15 protein-coding genes are annotated in these 18115 nt (G+C 41.9%); 12 read left to right on the top strand and 3 right to left on the bottom strand.

The features are described 5' to 3' along the window. Window positions 1-9: 9 nt before the first annotated feature. From AC19MV_RS02235 to AC19MV_RS02210, 6 genes are all read left to right on the top strand, one after another. Complete coding sequence (locus AC19MV_RS02235; protein WP_498305530.1) at window positions 10-669, top strand: hypothetical protein; 660 nt, start codon at window positions 10-12, stop codon at window positions 667-669. 38 nt (window positions 670-707) lie between these two features. Next, the gene (locus tag AC19MV_RS02230; RefSeq protein ID WP_432399548.1) at window positions 708-1118 is read left to right on the top strand and encodes a hypothetical protein; all 411 of its coding nucleotides are present in this window, start codon (window positions 708-710) and stop codon (window positions 1116-1118) included. Window positions 1119-1546: 428 nt separating this feature from the next. Next, window positions 1547-3655, top strand: a complete 2109-nt coding sequence (locus AC19MV_RS02225; protein ID WP_498305529.1) for a glycoside hydrolase family 97 protein — start codon at window positions 1547-1549, stop codon at window positions 3653-3655. 389 nt (window positions 3656-4044) lie between these two features. Beyond that, window positions 4045-5583 carry an MFS transporter gene (locus AC19MV_RS02220; RefSeq protein ID WP_498305527.1) on the top strand — a complete coding sequence of 513 codons (1539 nt, stop codon included), beginning with the start codon at window positions 4045-4047 and terminating at the stop codon, window positions 5581-5583. Window positions 5584-5660: 77 nt separating this feature from the next. Continuing rightward, entirely contained in the window at window positions 5661-8141 is a 2481-nt protein-coding gene (locus tag AC19MV_RS02215; RefSeq protein WP_498305525.1) for a glucan 1,4-alpha-glucosidase, read from the top strand. A 160-nt stretch (window positions 8142-8301) separates the two neighbouring features. After that, on the top strand, window positions 8302-8697 hold the full coding sequence (locus AC19MV_RS02210) for a DUF805 domain-containing protein (RefSeq protein WP_498305523.1): 396 nt from the start codon (window positions 8302-8304) through the stop codon (window positions 8695-8697). 133 nt (window positions 8698-8830) lie between these two features. Here AC19MV_RS02210 and AC19MV_RS02205 read toward each other — a convergent pair whose 3' ends face one another. The 3 genes from AC19MV_RS02205 to AC19MV_RS02195 all read right to left on the bottom strand — a co-directional run bounded on the left by AC19MV_RS02205 (window position 8831) and on the right by AC19MV_RS02195 (window position 11643). Further along, window positions 8831-9763: a DUF808 domain-containing protein gene (locus AC19MV_RS02205; RefSeq protein WP_498305522.1), complete on the bottom strand. Its 933-nt coding sequence runs from the start codon at window positions 9761-9763 to the stop codon at window positions 8831-8833. 94 nt (window positions 9764-9857) lie between these two features. Further along, window positions 9858-10892: a LacI family DNA-binding transcriptional regulator gene (locus AC19MV_RS02200; RefSeq protein WP_498305521.1), complete on the bottom strand. Its 1035-nt coding sequence runs from the start codon at window positions 10890-10892 to the stop codon at window positions 9858-9860. A 40-nt stretch (window positions 10893-10932) separates the two neighbouring features. Continuing rightward, the gene (locus AC19MV_RS02195; protein ID WP_432399555.1) at window positions 10933-11643 is read right to left on the bottom strand and encodes a DUF3334 family protein; all 711 of its coding nucleotides are present in this window, start codon (window positions 11641-11643) and stop codon (window positions 10933-10935) included. Window positions 11644-11917: 274 nt separating this feature from the next. On the opposite strand from AC19MV_RS02195, the gene AC19MV_RS02190 reads away from it, so the two are divergent. The 6 genes from AC19MV_RS02190 (at window position 11918) to dapE (ending at window position 18110) form a co-directional block, all read left to right on the top strand. After that, window positions 11918-13528 (top strand): methyl-accepting chemotaxis protein, encoded by a 1611-nt coding sequence (locus AC19MV_RS02190; protein ID WP_498305519.1) that lies wholly within the window; start codon window positions 11918-11920, stop codon window positions 13526-13528. Between the two features lie 256 nt (window positions 13529-13784). Continuing rightward, a complete protein-coding gene (locus tag AC19MV_RS02185) occupies window positions 13785-14042 on the top strand; it encodes an HPr family phosphocarrier protein (protein ID WP_498299106.1) in 258 nt (85 codons plus the stop codon). Window positions 14043-14052: 10 nt separating this feature from the next. Further along, entirely contained in the window at window positions 14053-15768 is a 1716-nt protein-coding gene (gene ptsP, locus AC19MV_RS02180; protein ID WP_498305517.1) for a phosphoenolpyruvate--protein phosphotransferase, read from the top strand. A gap of 68 nt (window positions 15769-15836) precedes the next feature. Beyond that, window positions 15837-16346 (top strand): PTS glucose transporter subunit IIA, encoded by a 510-nt coding sequence (gene crr / locus AC19MV_RS02175; protein ID WP_432399559.1) that lies wholly within the window; start codon window positions 15837-15839, stop codon window positions 16344-16346. A 289-nt stretch (window positions 16347-16635) separates the two neighbouring features. Further along, complete coding sequence (locus tag AC19MV_RS02170; RefSeq protein WP_498305515.1) at window positions 16636-16977, top strand: ArsC family reductase; 342 nt, start codon at window positions 16636-16638, stop codon at window positions 16975-16977. Then, the gene (gene dapE, locus AC19MV_RS02165) at window positions 16977-18110 is read left to right on the top strand and encodes a succinyl-diaminopimelate desuccinylase (RefSeq protein ID WP_498305513.1); all 1134 of its coding nucleotides are present in this window, start codon (window positions 16977-16979) and stop codon (window positions 18108-18110) included. Before AC19MV_RS02170 ends, dapE begins: the two co-directional genes overlap by 1 nt. Window positions 18111-18115: the final 5 nt, after the last annotated feature.

The raw sequence follows: 18115 nt of genomic DNA, 5'->3' as shown, positions 1-18115 counted from the left end.
AGAGAATTTATGCTTCCACCTTCATATGAAATATTCATCTCTTCTTTTGAAAAAATTTTAGAGAGAATAAAACAAAAAGAGAATATAGAACCGCCAAGAATCGTTTTAAATGATAAATTTGGACACCGTTACATTGGATTTCTAACTCACTTAGACTTAGATAATAGAGTTTTAGTTTTATATTCAAAAGAAGATGTTATAACATACATTCAGATCGAAAACATAGCTTCAATTGGTTTATTAAATGCGAAAACCAAATTGAATTTATTAGAAATTAATAGCAAAAAAACCAATTCTTTTGATTCAAAATCAGAACGAGCTATTTCATTAGATGAAAAATCAGAGATGATTGAAGAAGCCATTCAAAAAAATCTAGGTGTAAAAATTAAATTTATTCCTCCAAATATTGAAATGTATGACAGTGTTATGATAGACAATGTATTATCGTTAATAGATAGCACTTTTGATTCATTAATGGAGATAGCTTATGACGAATTTGGTAAAAACTTAGTCTCAAAAGTTGATGCGATTGAATTTGTTAATGTTGATAATAACTTTCTATCTTTGACTAAAACAAATAACCGAATAACATTAAAGTATTGTTTGTCAAAAAGCCTTCCAAATGACTACAACTCTTTAATAAAAAACAAATTAGAAAAAACTTTGTAATTTCGTAATAAAACCTACTATTAACATGGAGATTTAAAATGGGTTTAGCAGAAAGACGTGCGACAAAAGAATTTCAAGATAATCGCTTAGAATCTTTGAAAGACAAGATATTCAAAGATGCAGGCTTTAAGTTTGAAATTGAAGTCAACTGGTCTACTTTAGAAGTAGAACGCTTCAGTCACTTATATGATGAGTGCTGGCCAAAAGTTTACTTCCAACCTCTTGCAAAAGCATTTAAAGAAATGTGTTCTGAAGATTTTGCAAGAGAAGTAATACAAGAATCGTTAAAAAAAGTAGTTATTCAGAATTATAGTGATAATCACAGAAGCGATAAATTTGCTGAATTCAAAAGTGGAACACTAACATTAAATCACTCTCCAATTACGAATGTAGATCAAGTAGATGATCGTGCATTTAATATTCAACATGTTGTTGAAAAAGAACTATAATTTAAATTAGCTCTTAAAAAATAAATTTTAAGAGTCTAAGGTTTTAGTTGTTACATAGAAGCTGATTATACTTTTTAACCAGCTTCTAAAATAAATTTCCTCTCTAAATCATCACTTCAGCATGTTCAATTAGCGTCTAATTTTCCCTGCATTTTTACTGGTATAATTTTACTAAATTTAATCGTCAATATTGATCGCCCTCTGTAGCATAAAATAAGTTAGAACAAATAAAATTTGTGCTTAGCATTCTGCTTTTTCAAAAAAACTCGTTAGAAATTATCAATAATTATTGTACACAAACACGCAATTTATTCGTACACTTTTTGTGTAGGTATCCTGAATACGTATGCAGATCTTTGCGGTAAAATCTAAAAGCGTCATATATTACTTGTTGATAAAGATATAATAATAAACAACAAGGATACCGTATGACGCCCTCATACCCACAGGCTGCAGCTTTGTCTCGTAGCGCTGAGACTCAATCTCGATTTAATAAATCCATCATTAGTCTAACCTGCGCTTTAGCACTATCTGGCTTAGCATTTTCTAGCATCGTAAATGCTAAAACCGTGCATGTAACCTCGCCAGACACCCACATCAATATCAGCTTAACTGACGACAATGGTCGTCCAGAATATCAAATAGCCTTTAACGGTAAAACCGTCATTAACCCGAGTAAACTTGGCCTGGTATTTCAGCAACTAGGTGAGTTTGGTAGTGAATTTACCATTAAAAATGTCAGCCGCAGCAGTGTTGACCATACCTGGCAGCAACCCTGGGGTGAGCGTGATAATGTGCGCGATCATTACAATCGTATCAAAGCTACCTTGTCTAACGGTAAACTCGATTTTGATATTGAATTTAAAGCGTTTAACGACGGCATTGGCTTTCGTTATCTTGTGCCAAAACAAGCGGGTCTAGCGAGCACACCCAAACTGGATATTACCGACGAGCTCACCGAGTTTGTTATCCCAAATCCACAACTCACAACAGCATGGTGGATCCCCGGACGTGGCTGGAACCGCTATGAGTATTTATACCGCACCACATCGCTGGATAAAATCGACCGCGCCCATACTCCTATGACGTTTAGGACAAATGATGGTGTGCACATGAGCATCCATGAAGCGGCCCTAACCGATTATGCTGCCATGGTATTAAATCAGGGCCGTGACGGCACATTACGCGCAGATTTAACCCCATGGTCAGACGGTATTCGGGTGAAAACTAAACCAGGATTCACCACACCGTGGCGCACCATTCAAATTGCTGACAATGCTATTGGTTTACTCAATTCCGACTTAATCTTAAACCTCAACGAGCCTAACAAACTGGGTGATGTGTCCTGGGTACAACCAGGTAAATATGTGGGTATTTGGTGGGGCATGCACCTAAACGAAAACACCTGGGGCAGCGGACCTAAACACGGCGCCACCACCAGCGAAACCAAACGCTACATGGACTTTGCTGCGCAATATGGCTTTGACGGTGTATTAGTTGAAGGCTGGAATGAAGGTTGGGATGGCAGTTGGTTTGATAATGGCGATGTATTTAGTTTTACCAAAACCTACCCTGACTTTGATCTTGATGCGATTAGCCAATACGGTAAAAGTAAAAACGTTCGTTTAATTGGCCATCATGAAACCTCAGGCTCTGTGACCAACTATCGCAATCAAATGAGCGACGCCTATGACTTATACAAAAAACATGGTGTCACTCAAGTTAAAACCGGTTATGTGGCCGACGGCGGCGACATCAAGCGCATTGACGAAAACGGCATAGTGAGACACGAATGGCACGACGGTCAATTTATGGTTAATGAGTATTTGCACAGCGTCACGGAAGCGGCAAAACGCGGCATTAGCATTAATACTCATGAGCCAATTAAAGACACAGGCTTGCGCCGTACTTACCCTAACTGGATTGCCCGTGAAGGTGCCAGAGGCCAAGAGTTTAATGCATGGGGCAGCCCACCGAATACTCCAGAACATACGGCAATTCTACCTTATACTCGTATGCTAGCTGGGCCGATGGACTTCACCCCTGGTATCTTTAATTTAGCACCACAAGGTTTAGATGCCGAAAACCGCGTACAAACCACGTTAACAAAACAGTTAGCTCTTTACGTCGTGTTATACAGCCCAATTCAAATGGCTGCAGACTTACCGCGTAACTACGTGCAACGACTTGATGCATTTCAATTTATTCAAGATGTGCCAACTGATTGGAGCGAGAGTATTGCCCTTGCCGGTGACATTGGTGATTACGTGGCGTTTGCTCGAAAACAACGCGGCGCGGAAGATTGGTATTTAGGTGCATTGACTGACGAAAACCCGCGTAAACTCACGGTTAAACTCGAATTTTTAACGGCTGGTAAACGTTATGAAGCCCAAATATACCGTGATGGTCATAACGCTGATTGGCTAACAAATCCGTATGATTACGTCATTGAAACCAAGATTGTGAGTGCCAAAGACACTCTTGCACTGTCACTCGCGTCAAGTGGCGGTACCGCAATTCGTTTTAAAGCACTGTAATATGTTACGTAAGTGTTTGTGTTAGGTTGCTCAAATGGCATGAATACGTATGTAGCACGTTGAACCCACAACAGGCTCAAGGCTACTATAAAACCTGCTATTTCGTTCTCAGATTGCAGGATGAGAAGGGCTAGGTCGTTTCTGGTAAGCCACTTGTTTAGGCCACCAGCTTTAAAGCACCTTAATTGCCTTTATTGATGGTTTATTAGGAAAATAAGCCATCGATAGAGCTTAGGTCTTGGCGAATACTTGTCTTAGGGAGATGCGTATTCGCCATTTTTTATGACACCATTATCTCAAGTTTGTATCTGGCAAACTTAAGAGTCACGTAACATCATTAAAAGTAATAATAAAAAGTCAGCATAGCGACTGATAAAAAGGGATATAACATGTCTGCGGAAAATCATCATAAAGTGACTCAACAGCCACAGCTCAGCTTTTGGCAAATCTTTAATATGTGCTTTGGTTTTTTGGGGATTCAATTTGGTTTTGCCCTACAAAATGCCAACGTCAGTCGTATTTTTCAAACCTTAGGTGCTGCCATCGACGACATTCCTATTTTATGGATTGCCGCGCCACTTACTGGGTTAATTGTACAGCCCATTATTGGTTACATGAGTGATAACACCTGGAATGCCCTTGGCCGTCGTCGTCCTTATTTTTTAATTGGTGCGGTGTTAACCACTTTGTCACTGTTTATTATGCCTCACTCACCTACCCTGTGGATTGCTGCGGGCATGTTGTGGATTATGGACGCATCAATCAATATCGCTATGGAACCATTTCGAGCCTTTGTTGGTGACAACTTACCTAAAAATCAACGTACCCAAGGGTACGCAATGCAAAGCTTCTTTATTGGCATTGGCGCTGTTGTCGCTTCTGCCATGCCATATATGTTAACCAACGTGTTTGACGTAGCCAATACCGCTGCAGCAGGTGAAATTGCAGATTCAGTGCGCTATTCATTCTATTTTGGTGGTGCGGTTTTGTTTGTCGCGGTGGGTTGGACCATTGTTTCAAGTAAAGAGTATTCGCCTGAAGAGTTAGCCTCGTTTGAGCAACATACCAACCATGTTGACACAGCAGAAAATCCCAACAGCCGCACCAGTAAACAGTATCAAAACGGTGGCATTATTTGGATGCTCATTGGCGCCATATTTACCGCAGCCATTGTCATTCAAGATCTTGATAAACAGCTTTATATTCTCAGTATTGGTATTTTTGCTTTTGGGCCTCTGCAACTGTTTTGTGCCCGTAAACTCACTCAAGCAAACAACACCAACGTGCAACGCAAAAACTTTGGCATGTTGTTTAATGTGGTCGATGATTTGTTCCATATGCCAAAAGCCATGCAGCAATTAGCTGTAGTTCAGTTTTTTGCCTGGTTTGCCCTCTTTGCCATGTGGATTTACACCACCGCGGCCGTGACCTCACACCATTACGCAACCAGCGACGTGCTTAGCCAGGCGTATAACGACGGTGCTGATTGGGTGGGAATGTTATTCGCCTCATACAACGGTTTTGCCGCAATTGCCGCCATCATTATTCCCTTTTTAGCCAAAGCTGTCGGCATTAGACTGACCCACACCATCAATATGTTTTTGGGTGGACTGGGACTTATCAGCTTTATGTTTATTGAAAACCCGAATCAATTGTGGATCCCCATGATTGGTGTTGGCTTTGCCTGGGCCTCTATTTTGTCTGTGCCCTACGCCATGTTGTCGTCAGCGTTACCCGCTAAAAAAATGGGGGTGTATTTAGGGATTTTTAACTTTTTCATTGTTATCCCTCAGCTACTTGCGGCCAGTATTTTAGGCTTGTTGTTAAAAGTCTTTTTTGACGGCCAGCCGATTTACGCTCTGGTATTGGGCGGCGTATTTATGATGGTGTCGGGCATTGCCGTACTGTTTGTAAAACAAGATAACTAAATCAATTAATCATTTATTAAATACAAAACAATAACAGTGATCTGTCATCGTCACAGACAACATTTTTGGGGAAGTTTATGTTAAAGCCACACTCACATCGTAGTGCAATTTCGAGTGCCATAACGGCAAGCTTACTAGGCCTGTTTTTAACAGGCTGCTCACCCGCAGACACATCAACAAAGGTTGAAGTGTTACCAACAACTGCACCTTTCAGTGTTGTCGCGCCGGGCGCACCGGGTATTGAGCCAACGTGGGCATTCTCTGGTAAAACCGGTATCGGCACATCATATGAGCCCTATATTAATGGCGAGTATCAGGACCAAGCCACGAATCCTGTCAGTAAAGTATGGTTTTCGATTGCCCAGGGCATACTCACCGAAACCATGTTTGGCCTTATTCATAATGCACAATTAAAAGAGCTGCAATTTATTATCAGCGGTAATGGCTTTGTTGATACAGAAAAAGACAACACCATTAGCACCATTGAATACCTCGACACCGACGAACAAGGCCGACCATTGTCGCTGGCGTATAAGATTATTAATAAAGACGTGGAAGGCAAATACCAAATCGAAAAGCATATTTTTACCGACCCAGATAGAAATAGCTTAATGATTAACGTGACATTTACCGCTTTTGAAGCCGGAATTACCCCACACTTGTACGTTAACCCACATATCGATAATAGCGGTGCGAATGATATTGCCTTCGTTGATGGCCAAGCGCTGGTAGCGCACACCAATGAGGCAAACTCAGCGGTGATGGCCATTAAAACCGATGTTGATTTTGTCCACGCAAGTGCAGGATTTGTGGGCACATCAGACGGGATTATCGATTTACAAGACAACGGTAAACTTGATTCTCTGTACCAAATCACCAGCGATAATAATCAAGGGGGCAACGTTGCACTTACCGCGCAATACCCAACATTGACTAAAGCAAACGACAGTTTACGCTTTAATCTTGTCATCGGCTTTGGTAAAGACAAAACCAGCAGCTTAGCCACAGCACAGGCCACATTAGATGCCGGTTACGATGCCGTTAAGCAGGCTTATTTAGGCGATGACAGCCATATAGGTTGGAAAGACTACCTTGGCTCTTTAGCACCATTAAACGACATGAGCGCTAACACCACAGATAACGGTAAACTGCTGTATGCCAGTGCACTCGTGCTCAAAGCGCAAGAGGATAAAACCCACGCTGGAGCACTAATCGCATCCTTATCAAACCCTTGGGGCGACACAGTATCTGCAAAAGTAGGCAGCACGGGTTATAAAGCGGTATGGCCACGCGACTTTTACCAATGCGCCATGGCATTTTTGGCCATGGGCGACACTCAAACACCTAAAGTGGCGTTTGAGTATTTAAAGAAAGTTCAGGTTAATCAGCAAACCCCAGGCTTTGCCGGCACACCCGGTTGGTTTTTACAGAAAACCCACGTTGATGGCGAAATTGAATGGGTTGGCGTGCAGTTAGACCAAACCGCAATGCCAATTATGCTCGGTTGGAAACTGTGGCAAGCTGGCGTATTAAATGATGCAGAAATAATCACTTGGTATAAAGACATGCTAAAACCTGCCGCTGACTTTTTGGTAAGCGGTGGCAAGGTAAAACTCGATTGGAATGACACCGAAATTACTCCGCCAAGCACCCAACAAGAACGTTGGGAAGAACAGGCAGGCTTTTCGCCTTCGACAACCGCTGCCGTCATTTCAGGGTTAGTGGCCGCAAGTGATTTAGCTGAGTTGGCCAATGATCCACAAGCAAGTGAATACCGTGAGCTTGCCACTAAACTGCAACGCCAGCTTGAAACAACCATGGTCACCACTAACGGCTTGCTTAATACCACAGATGCGGCAAATACCGAGGGTAATACGGCTCCTTATTACGTGCGCATTAGTCCTAATGGCAACCCAAACACCGCTGATACCTTATTAGATAACAACGGTAAGCCAGGCTTAGATCAACGGCTTATTTTAGATGGCGGATTTTTAGAACTGGTACGTTATGGTGTAGTTGATGGGCAAGACCCTGTCATTAAAAACAGCGTAATGCTTATTGATAATCAACAGCTTGAAGATAACTTACGGGTTAAGTATGAGTTTACCGCGAAAGATGGCAGTAAAGTACCGGGTTATCGCCGTTATGGTAATGACGGCTACGGTGAAGATACTGTTACAGGCCTTAGCTATGCCGAAAAAGGCAATACTGAAGATCAACGCGGCCGTGTATGGCCCTTCTTTACTGGCGAGCGCGGCCATTACGAGTTAGCACTTGCCAGATCGGAAGGTAATTTAACCCCAGATCGCAAAAAAGCATTAATTAACACCTATGTTCAGGGCATGGAGACTTTTGCGAATGAAGGGTTAATGTTGCCAGAGCAAGCGTGGGACGGTGTTGGTCATGTCACACGTTATGATTATAAAATGGGTGATGGTACCAACTCAGCAACACCTTTGGCATGGACTCATGCAGAATACGTTAAATTGGTGCGTTCAATGACCGATGAGCAAGTATGGGACTTTTACCCTGTGGTGAAACAGCAGCTGGCTAAATAAGCCTTTTTTAGTAACACCGATGTGATTAACGATTAAATAAAGCCATTGTGAATATCAGTGGCTTTATTTTTGCCATTCACTTAAACAAAACCTTGTTAATTCAATACTATCTTGTTACAAATACATCAGATTAAGAAATGTTAACGTTAAGGAACAACGAATGGATTGGTATTTAAAGGTTTTAAAACAGTATTTCGATTTTAAAGGTCGCGCTCGTCGTAAAGAATATTGGATGTTTGGACTAATCAGTGCCGTGATCAGCATCGTTCTGACGCTGATAGACATGGGTACGGGTATGTACAATGACGCTTTTGGTGCTGGAGCATTAAGCTCAATATACTCACTCGCTATCATGATCCCAAGTATTGCCGTTAGTGTGCGCCGCTTACATGACACAGACCATTCAGGATGGTGGTTACTGTTGATATTTATCCCATTCCTAGGTGTATTAATTCTGCTTGTCGTCATGTGCTTTAACAGTAAAGATGACAACGAATACGGCCCAAATCCAAAAGCTGAGCCAAACTTTACAGATAACGACAATTTAACCGCTTAAATTATCTGCATCGTTAAAACAAAAAAGAGCAGGGTCAATGCCCCTGCTCTTTTTTTTCATCGTTCAATTACATCTTTAATGTGCATATCAAACTAAATAATGTTTACCAATGAAGCGCTTTACCGCTACAGCGTTAACCTTTTGATGGCATTAATTTCATCACACCATTCATCAATAATACCGCTAAACCGCCAGCAACCACACCAAATAGTGCATTGAGTAGACTTGGGGTTAACATCCCTAAAAAGCCACCGACAACATTGATTTGCTCAACAACCACTGCCGCATGCTCTATCCATTCAAACACCACATGAATGCCGTGCGTTAAAATGCCACCGCCCACCATAAACATGGCAATGGTGCCAACTACAGTGAGTACCTTCATTAAATAAGGCGCAGCAGACACCAGCATTAAGCCAATATTGTGTCCTAAGCCTTCGGCTTTACGTTTGGCAAGATATAAACCTAAATCGTCAATTTTGACAATGCCAGCGACTAGGCCATATACGCCAACCGTCATGATAATAGCAATAACCGATAACGTTAAAAATTGGCCCATTAAATCCATGTGAGCGGCAACACCTAAGCTAATGGCAATAATTTCAGCTGACAATACAAAATCGGTACGAATGGCACCTTTGATTTTGTCTTTTTCAAATGCCGCTAAATCGTCAATGTCAGCTTTACCTTTAGCAACAATGGTTTCATCGTCAGCAGGTGCAGCCTTTTTGTGCACCATCGAATGATAAACTTTTTCAAAGCCTTCGTAGCATAAAAATAAGCCACCAAACATCAACAACGGCGTAATGGCCCAGGGAATAAAGGCGCTGATCAATAACGCCAGTGGCACCAGGATTAACTTATTACGAAATGAGCCTTTGGCAACCGCATAGACCACAGGTAATTCACGTTCTGAGGCTACACCTGACACTTGCTGGGCGTTTAAGGCTAAATCATCACCAAGTACCCCTGCGGTTTTGCGTGCGGCAACTTTACTCATTGCCGCTACGTCGTCAAGAATTGTTGCGATATCATCTAACAAGGTTAATAAACTGGCGCCTGCCATAATTGCTTGTGTCCTTTATCAATAAAAAGAGTGGGTGTGATGCTATATATTTATTGTGTTTTTTAGCCGTTATCAATCGTTAACGACGGCTCGCTTATTCGTCTACGTTAGCACCGCATGAGCTGCGAACCACTAAGCTGGTTTGAATTAACCGCTGGCTGACTTCTTCCCCACGGATTAATTTCAACACACTTTCAACTAAAATCTCACCCGCAAATTGAGTATCTTGTTTTACTGTGGTTAATGCTGGATTGGCAAAACTGGCAACCGGAATATCGTCATACCCCACTACAGCAACCTGCTCAGGCACTAACACACCGCGCTTTTTTAACGCACGTATTGCACCAATAGCAATGAGATCGCTGGCAGTAAATATCGCTTCAAATTGAACACCACTATCAAGCAAGGCAATAGTAGCCTGATACCCTGAAGCCTCGGTATTAATCGCGTGATGTAATAACTGTTTATTGGCATTAATTCCCGCAGCAGTTAACGCATCAACATGACCTAAATAACGATCACGAAATTCTGGGCTGTGCCCTGAGGCATCACCTAAAAATGCAATATGTCTGTGACCAAGAGTTAATAAATGTTCAGTGGCTATAACGCCTCCCTGATGATTGTCGCAACCAATCGATAACACGGCTTTATTGTGCTGCTCGGCGCCCCAAATCACAAAGTGGGTATTTTTTTCAATCAAGGTATCCAGCTTATGGGCGTAGTCCATGTAATCGCCATAGCCGAGTAAAATAATGCCGTCTGCTTTATTACTGTCTTCGTAATCGGCGTGCCAATCTGTCGACAATTGTTGAAACGACACTAATAAATCATAGCCTTGGCGTGCTGTTGCACGCGTAATAGACCCAAGCATGGATAGAAAGAACGGGTTAATCATTGAGTCGTCGTTTGTGGGATCTTCACAAATCAACAAGGCTAATGTCAGACTGTTTTGGGTGCGCAAATTACTGGCATTTTTATCGACTTTATAATTAAGCTCTTTGGCAATGGCTTGAATACGTTGGCGAGTTTCTAAATTCACCAATGGGCTGTTTCGTAATGCTCTAGACACTGTCGATTGCGACACGCCGGCCTTATATGCGATATCAATAGAGGTCGCTTTTGAGGTCATTGTTATCCATCACCTTTTTATTGTTATTGCATTTAGTTAACTATAAACCCAGCTCACTGAGTAAATCATCAGCATCGTCAACCACTATCCCTTTTACATTGGGATCGCTTAGCACGTCTTTAGATTGACGAGGTTCTGGAGACATAGTCTTACGGTGTGCTTCGATTAGCGAATCTGGGTCAAACTCTTCGTCCATTTCAAAATCGGCCGAACGAATAAACTCGGTTTGATCCATGGCAAATTCAAGGTAGAAAATATGATTACTTTCAGTTTTAAATGACACGCGCCTTGCCACAGCATTATCAAGGTTAGTGTCTACCGATATGGTTAACTCTTTATTAATGGTTAACATTTTCGGCTGGCTTTGAGTAATAGAGGTTTGTAACTCTTTCGAGATTTTACCAATAAAATCACCCAAAATTTGGTTCATCAGCTCGCCCATCACATTACTGACATCATCTGACGTGTGAGAAAAAGCCAATTCTGACTCTGGCATGCCCATGTTAATCATGTAACGACGATATATCTCAATGGCGGCATCGGCTGAAAAATTGATAACAACAAGACCGGAAAACCCGCCATCAAAAATTGAAAAGCAGCCTAAATCTGGCTTTAAGCGTGTGCGAGAAATGCTTTGCACCATGCCAGCATGGCTAACTCGGCTTGCGCTAGCACTCGACAATACATGAGAAACTGAATGGCATAGTTTTAAAAGAATGTCGTCGTTGTTAACTGCGTTAGAAGAATTCATGGCTTAGATACCTTTTCGTTATTTAGGCTAATCTTGCGGGTAAAACGTAAAAAAATCAAAATTAAAACAATTGATTAGCATGTTTAATCATCAAAAATATCATAAATGTGATTAACCGCATGATATACATGTACTTTTCAAAAGCTATTTACTCATACCTCACAATTGTAAATAAGCGTTGTTTGTTCACAAAAATACACATTAATCGTTAATTTTTTTCACAATACTATTATAATTCGAACACTCTATATGGATATGTACTTTAGGACTATAAATGATTGAATTATTAAGACGTTTAACCATTTTGAAACGACTTTTCATTATGCTTATTCTCGCGGCGATTGGTACTGTTGTGTTTGGCACTTTTTCCGTTAAAGAACAATACAATCATTTAGTCGAACAAAAGCAACAGCAAGTCACTGCTCAAGTGTCTCTACTTAACAGTAGCCTTGAGGCGATGCAACAGCATCAGCCATTATCTGACCCGGAATTATTAACGCTTATTAGTGAAATACACTTTACTGATCATGTAGGCTTATGGGTCGTTGATGAACAACAGCGTGTATTAATTGACAGTGCAAACTCTACTAATGTGGGTCAGTCAGTTAATGCGTTAGCAAGCGGCGACAATAGTCGTATTTTTAATCAACTGTTAACCGATGCTAAGCAAGCCGTCACTCATACACAATTGACCATTAACACCGTAGGCAATAGTGATCAAACGGTGTTAACAGCCGCAACTTATTTCCCTAGCCATCATTGGACACTCATCACTCGTGCAAGTTTACAGGATGTTAACCAAAGCATGACCGGCATTATTATTGATTATTTAATTATCATGATGATTATTTCGGTGCCTATTTTTGCCTTCTTTTTATTATTGAATCACTCGATTACCCAACCCTTAAAAACGGCGATTCACGCAATGGAGCAAATTGCTAAAGGCGAAGGCGATCTTACCCAACGCTTATCGACACAGGGCAATGATGAAGTGGCCCAAATGGCCCATGAATTTAATCAATTTGTGATCAAAATAGCCGACATGGTTGCCCATTTACAGCCGTTGGGTGTCAATTTACAAGATGAGGCACTTCATTTACTCAATACGGTTACCGAGTCGAATCAAAGCGCAAACCAAGTAAACAATGAAACTCAAAGCGTTGCCACTGCCATTAATCAAATGTTGTCCACTAGCCAAGAAATGGCCCGTAATACCCAAGATGCCGCACAAGGCGCTAATAATGCTAAACACCAGGCTTTGCAAAATCAGCAGCTAATGCGCCAAACAGTTGAGCACACAGACAGCTTAGTGAGCGAGTTAAAACAGTCTGAAAAAGTCACCTTAAGTTTAAGCCAATCATCGGCAGAAATTGGCAGTATCTTGGATGTCATTGGCAGCATTGCCGACCAAACTAATCTATTAGCTCTTAATGCGGCAATTGAAGCCGCACGAGCAGGTGAACATGGGCGTGGGTTCGCTGTGGTTGCCGATGAAGTGCGCGCATTAGCCAACCGCACTCAATCATCAACCAATGAAATCAATAAAATTATTAATCAAATTCAGAACGGCATTCAATCGGTTATTGACAGTAATACCCATACTCAACAACAGTCATCGCAATTACAAACTAAAGCGATTCAATCTAGCGACGCCATCGTGGAGATTTTAGCGCTTATCGACAATATCAGTAATATGACCGCGCAATTAGCCAGTGCAACGGAAGAACAAGCGCTGGTGACTGAAGATATTAACCGTAATGTCACGACCATTTCAGAACTGACGGAGTTATCACTGAGCGCCAATGAAACCCATGCACACGCTGCGCAGTCATTACAAACTGTCAGCAAAGACATGAGCCATACTTTAGGTCAATTTAAAATATAATCCTGTAAATCGTTATGCTAGCCATTTGCCTAACTGGCATAACGATTCATCTCCTACACCACACCGCGACAGACTTTGCGCTTGGCATCACTTTTAGCCCTGCACACTTTAGGGTATATTAAGCGCTTCAGATAGAATACCTTGGTATTTCAGCCTTGTTTAACACGGTGTGCCAACACGGTAGTAACAGTATAAACATCTGAAATATAGCGTTAAATGAGTATTTAGTTGTCATTCATTAATGAGTATTTTCTCTATGTATCAAAAAACGGTTACGATTGTCGCACCTCATGGCATTCACACTCGCCCTGCGGCTTTGTTAGTTAAAGAAGCGAAAACATTTGCATGCGACGTGATGGTAGAATGCAATGGCAAACAAGCCAGTGCGAAAAGTTTATTCAAATTACAGACATTAGGGCTATACCAAGGCGTGTCTGTTACCGTATTTGCCACTGGAGAACAAGCGCAAGCGGCAGTCGATAAAGTTGCCTCTTTGCTGATCACCCTCAGTTAAAGGACTGTTTATGTCATTCAATGGAATTGTGGTTTCTGCGGGCATTGCATTTGGTAAGGCATTAACCATGACCTCGCACATGCCGCCATTAGACTTTAAACTGCTCAGTGCAGAACAAATAAGCCTACAACAGCAACAATTAACCCATGCCATTGAACTGCTCATCCACCATTTACAACATTGCCAACGTCATTTGTGCCAAGAGTGTGAAAATTTTCAGCTGATTGATGCCGATATCATGTTGCTCGAAGATGAAGAATTACAGCAAGAACTACTGCAACATATTAAGCAGTTTAAAGTGTGTGCGGCGGTAGCGATTGATAGAGTATTTAATCAGCAAGCCGCTGAATTAGCTGAGTTAGATGACCCATATCTTGCGAATCGCAGTAACGATATTTTGTGCTTGGCCAAACGATTAACAAGCGCAATACATGGTCATTTACAGTGGGATTTATCAACCCTCACTGAAGACACTATTTTATTAGCCGACGATTTAACCCCTGCCGAATTTGCCATTTTACCGCTGAAACACATTACCGGCATCGTGTTACAAACAGGCGGGCTCACCAGCCATACTGCCATTTTAGCGCGTGCTGCGGGTATTCCAGCACTGCTCAATTATCAGTTTTCACAACGTCCTGTAAAAATTAAAGATGGTGAACAACTGGTATTAGATGGTATGTCTGGCGAGCTGCATATTGCGCCAACCGAGGCAGAATTTGAGCAATTACAGCAAAAACAACAACAGGAAAAACAACGTCGGCAAGCGTTGACAGCATATAAAGATAAACCCAGCGTCACTCTTGATGGTCACGCAATTACCTTGCTGGCAAACGTCGGTAATTTAAGTGAAATATCTCATGTTACTGATGTAGGTGCTCAAGGTATTGGTTTGTTTCGAACCGAGTTTTTGTTGATGAACGCCAAAGCATTGCCGGATGAACAACAGCAGTACAAACTGTATTGTGATGCCTTGCACAGCTTGCAAGGACAAGTCTTGTCTATTCGCACTTTCGATATTGGTGCCGATAAAGAGATCCCCTATTTACAACAAACTCAAGAAGATAACCCAGCACTGGGTATACGTGGGATCCGTTATAGCCTGGCACACCCAAACACCTTTATTACCCAAGTTAAAGCCGTTCTGCGCGCCGCCAATCATGGTCAAATCAGATTAATGTTCCCAATGGTGAGTCAAATTGAAGAACTTGAGTGCGCATTAGCATTAATTGAACAAGCTAAATCACAATTAATTGAACAAGAAAAAGGCTTTGGTGAGCTAAGCTTAGGGATTGTGGTTGAAACACCTGCTGCAGTGTTTAACCTGCCCAGTATGTTACCTTTGCTTGATTTCGTTAGTATTGGCACCAACGATTTAACTCAATACACCCTAGCCGCAGACCGGACGAATCCGCATTTAGCCAAGCTGTATCCTGCGTTATCACCGGCGGTAATCCAGTTAATTGCAATGACGATTCAATTATGTAAACACGCCAAGGTTAAAGTCTCTTTATGTGGTGAACTTGGCAGCGATCCGCAAGTCTTACCGTTATTGGTCGGCCTAGGCTTAGATGAAATCAGTATTAATCCGACTAACTTACTCGAAGTGAAAGCCGTGCTAGTACAAGGCCGGTATCAAGATTTTGTTAAACATGCACAAACGGTATCGGCATTAACGCGTATAGATGATATCCGCGCGGCTATCAGCACTATTAATTACAATTAAAACTGGTAAAGTTGCCAGAGCTGTTTACAATTAAACATATAAAAATATTAATAAAAGGGGCTTTTCATATGGGATTTTTAAGCCGTATTCGACGACTTATTTCAGGCCAACCGCAATTAACTGGCGGCATTGCTATTTTGGCTCCGGTATCGGGTGAGATTGTGCCAATTGAAAGAGTACCAGATGTCGTTTTTGCTGAAAAAATCGTTGGCGATGGTATTGCCATCGATCCTAAAGGCGAATTTATTGTTGCCCCCATTGACGGCACCATAGGTAAAATATTTGAAACCAACCACGCCTTTAGTATTGAGTCTCCTCAGGGTCTCGAGCTATTTGTCCACTTTGGTGTTGGCACAGTTGAGCTAAGAGGCAAAGGCTTTAAACGCTTAGCTGAAGAAGGCCAACAGGTTAAAGCGGGCCAACCTATTCTGTCATTTGACTTAGCCTTTTTACGCGACAATGTCGAAAGTTTACTCACTCCTGTGGTACTGGCAAACATGGAAGATGTGATCAAATTAGACAAAGCCCAAGGCAGTGTTATTGCCGGTAAAGACGTGATTTTTACCGTTCAAATGTAATCAAATTTCATCCTCACTTTTACATTTTTTGCCACCAAGATTGACTAAGATGCAAGCAGCCTCAGCTTGCATTTTATGAAATCTATTCAAATGCCTGCATTACCCTTGTTCAAGCTGCAACTCAATGCCACAATGTTGTTATTACCTCAGTTGTCATTACCTTAGTTGTCATTGCCTTATTTCATAAAAGCCTCATGTGCACTTATGGGCTGAAGTATTGCTTATGGATTACAGGGTTCATTCGGCAAACTCGACACATAAAATTTAACCGATAAAAGGGAGCCCACCTTTGACTTTATACGGCATTAAAAATTGCGATACAGTGCGTAAAGCACGCAAATGGTTGGAAGCAGAAAAGATTGATTACACCTTTCATGATTTTCGTGATGATGGTTTAACAGCTGATACCGTGAGTCAATGGGCCAATATTGTCGGCTGGGAAACATTATTCAATAAACGCAGTACCAGTTTTCGTGGATTAAGCGATGCAGAAAAAACAGACATCACCCAAGACAAAGCCATCGCGCTTATGGTGCAACACCCTACTCTCATAAAACGTCCAGTTCTGGTCAATCAAGAAAACATTCTGGTTGGGTTTAAAGCTGAGCAATACCAAGCGTGGTTCGCATAATGAATAATGATGTTGTTGAATTAACAAAAGAGTTAATTTCTCGTCCATCGGTCACCCCGCTCGACGAAGGTTGTCAAACATTAATGGCTAAACGCCTAGCCGCCATTGGATTTGATATTGAACCGATGGTTTTTGAAGACACCACCAATATGTGGGCTAGACGCGGTAAAGGTAATCCCGTATTTTGCTTTGCGGGCCACACAGATGTGGTCCCAACCGGTGACTTAAACCGTTGGCATACCCCCCCTTTTGAACCCACCATTATTGACGATTATATCCATGGGCGTGGCGCTGCCGACATGAAAGGCTCCTTAGCGGCCATGATTGTGGCCACCGAGCGTTTTGTCGCAAAGCACCCCGATCATAATGGTTCGATTACCTATTTGATCACCAGTGACGAAGAAGGCCCGTTTATTAATGGTACCACTCGCGTTATTGATACGCTGGAAGCTCGCAACGAAAAGATCACTTGGGCACTTGTGGGCGAACCATCATCGACCCATAAACTCGGTGATATCGTCAAAAATGGTCGCAGAGGGAGTTTAACCGGTAATTTAACTGTCAATGGTATTCAAGGTCATGTGGCTTACCCTCACCTTGCCGATAACCCCATTCACAAAGCCACGCCAGCATTAACTGAGTTGGCGCAAATGCATTGGGACAATGGCAATGAGTTTTTCCCACCGACTAGTTTTCAAATTGCCAATATTAATGGCGGCACCGGCGCATCGAATGTGATCCCAGGCGATCTTAAAGTGATGTTTAACTTCCGTTATTCAACTGAAGTTACCGCTGATGAATTGATAAAGCGCGTGGTTAATATTCTTGATGCTCACGGCCTAGATTACGATATTGATTGGGTCTTCAATGGCTTGCCCTTTTTAACCGGTGATGGTCCACTGCTTGAAGCCACACGTGATGCCATTCGTGAAGTCACTGGTTATGAAACCGATCCACAAACCACTGGCGGCACTTCAGATGGACGTTTTATTGCGCCAACAGGGGCTCAAGTGATTGAATTAGGTCCGGTTAATGCCACTATTCATAAAGTGAATGAGTGTGTAAAAGTGTCTGATTTAGAAGTATTAGCTAATTGTTATGAGCGCATTTTGGAAAAATTATTGTGCAAGTAACACCG

Source organism: Shewanella sp. MF05913 (genome assembly GCF_059758095.1).
The sequence above is the reverse complement of the archived record's forward strand: the minus strand, read 5'-3'. Positions and strand labels throughout refer to the sequence as shown.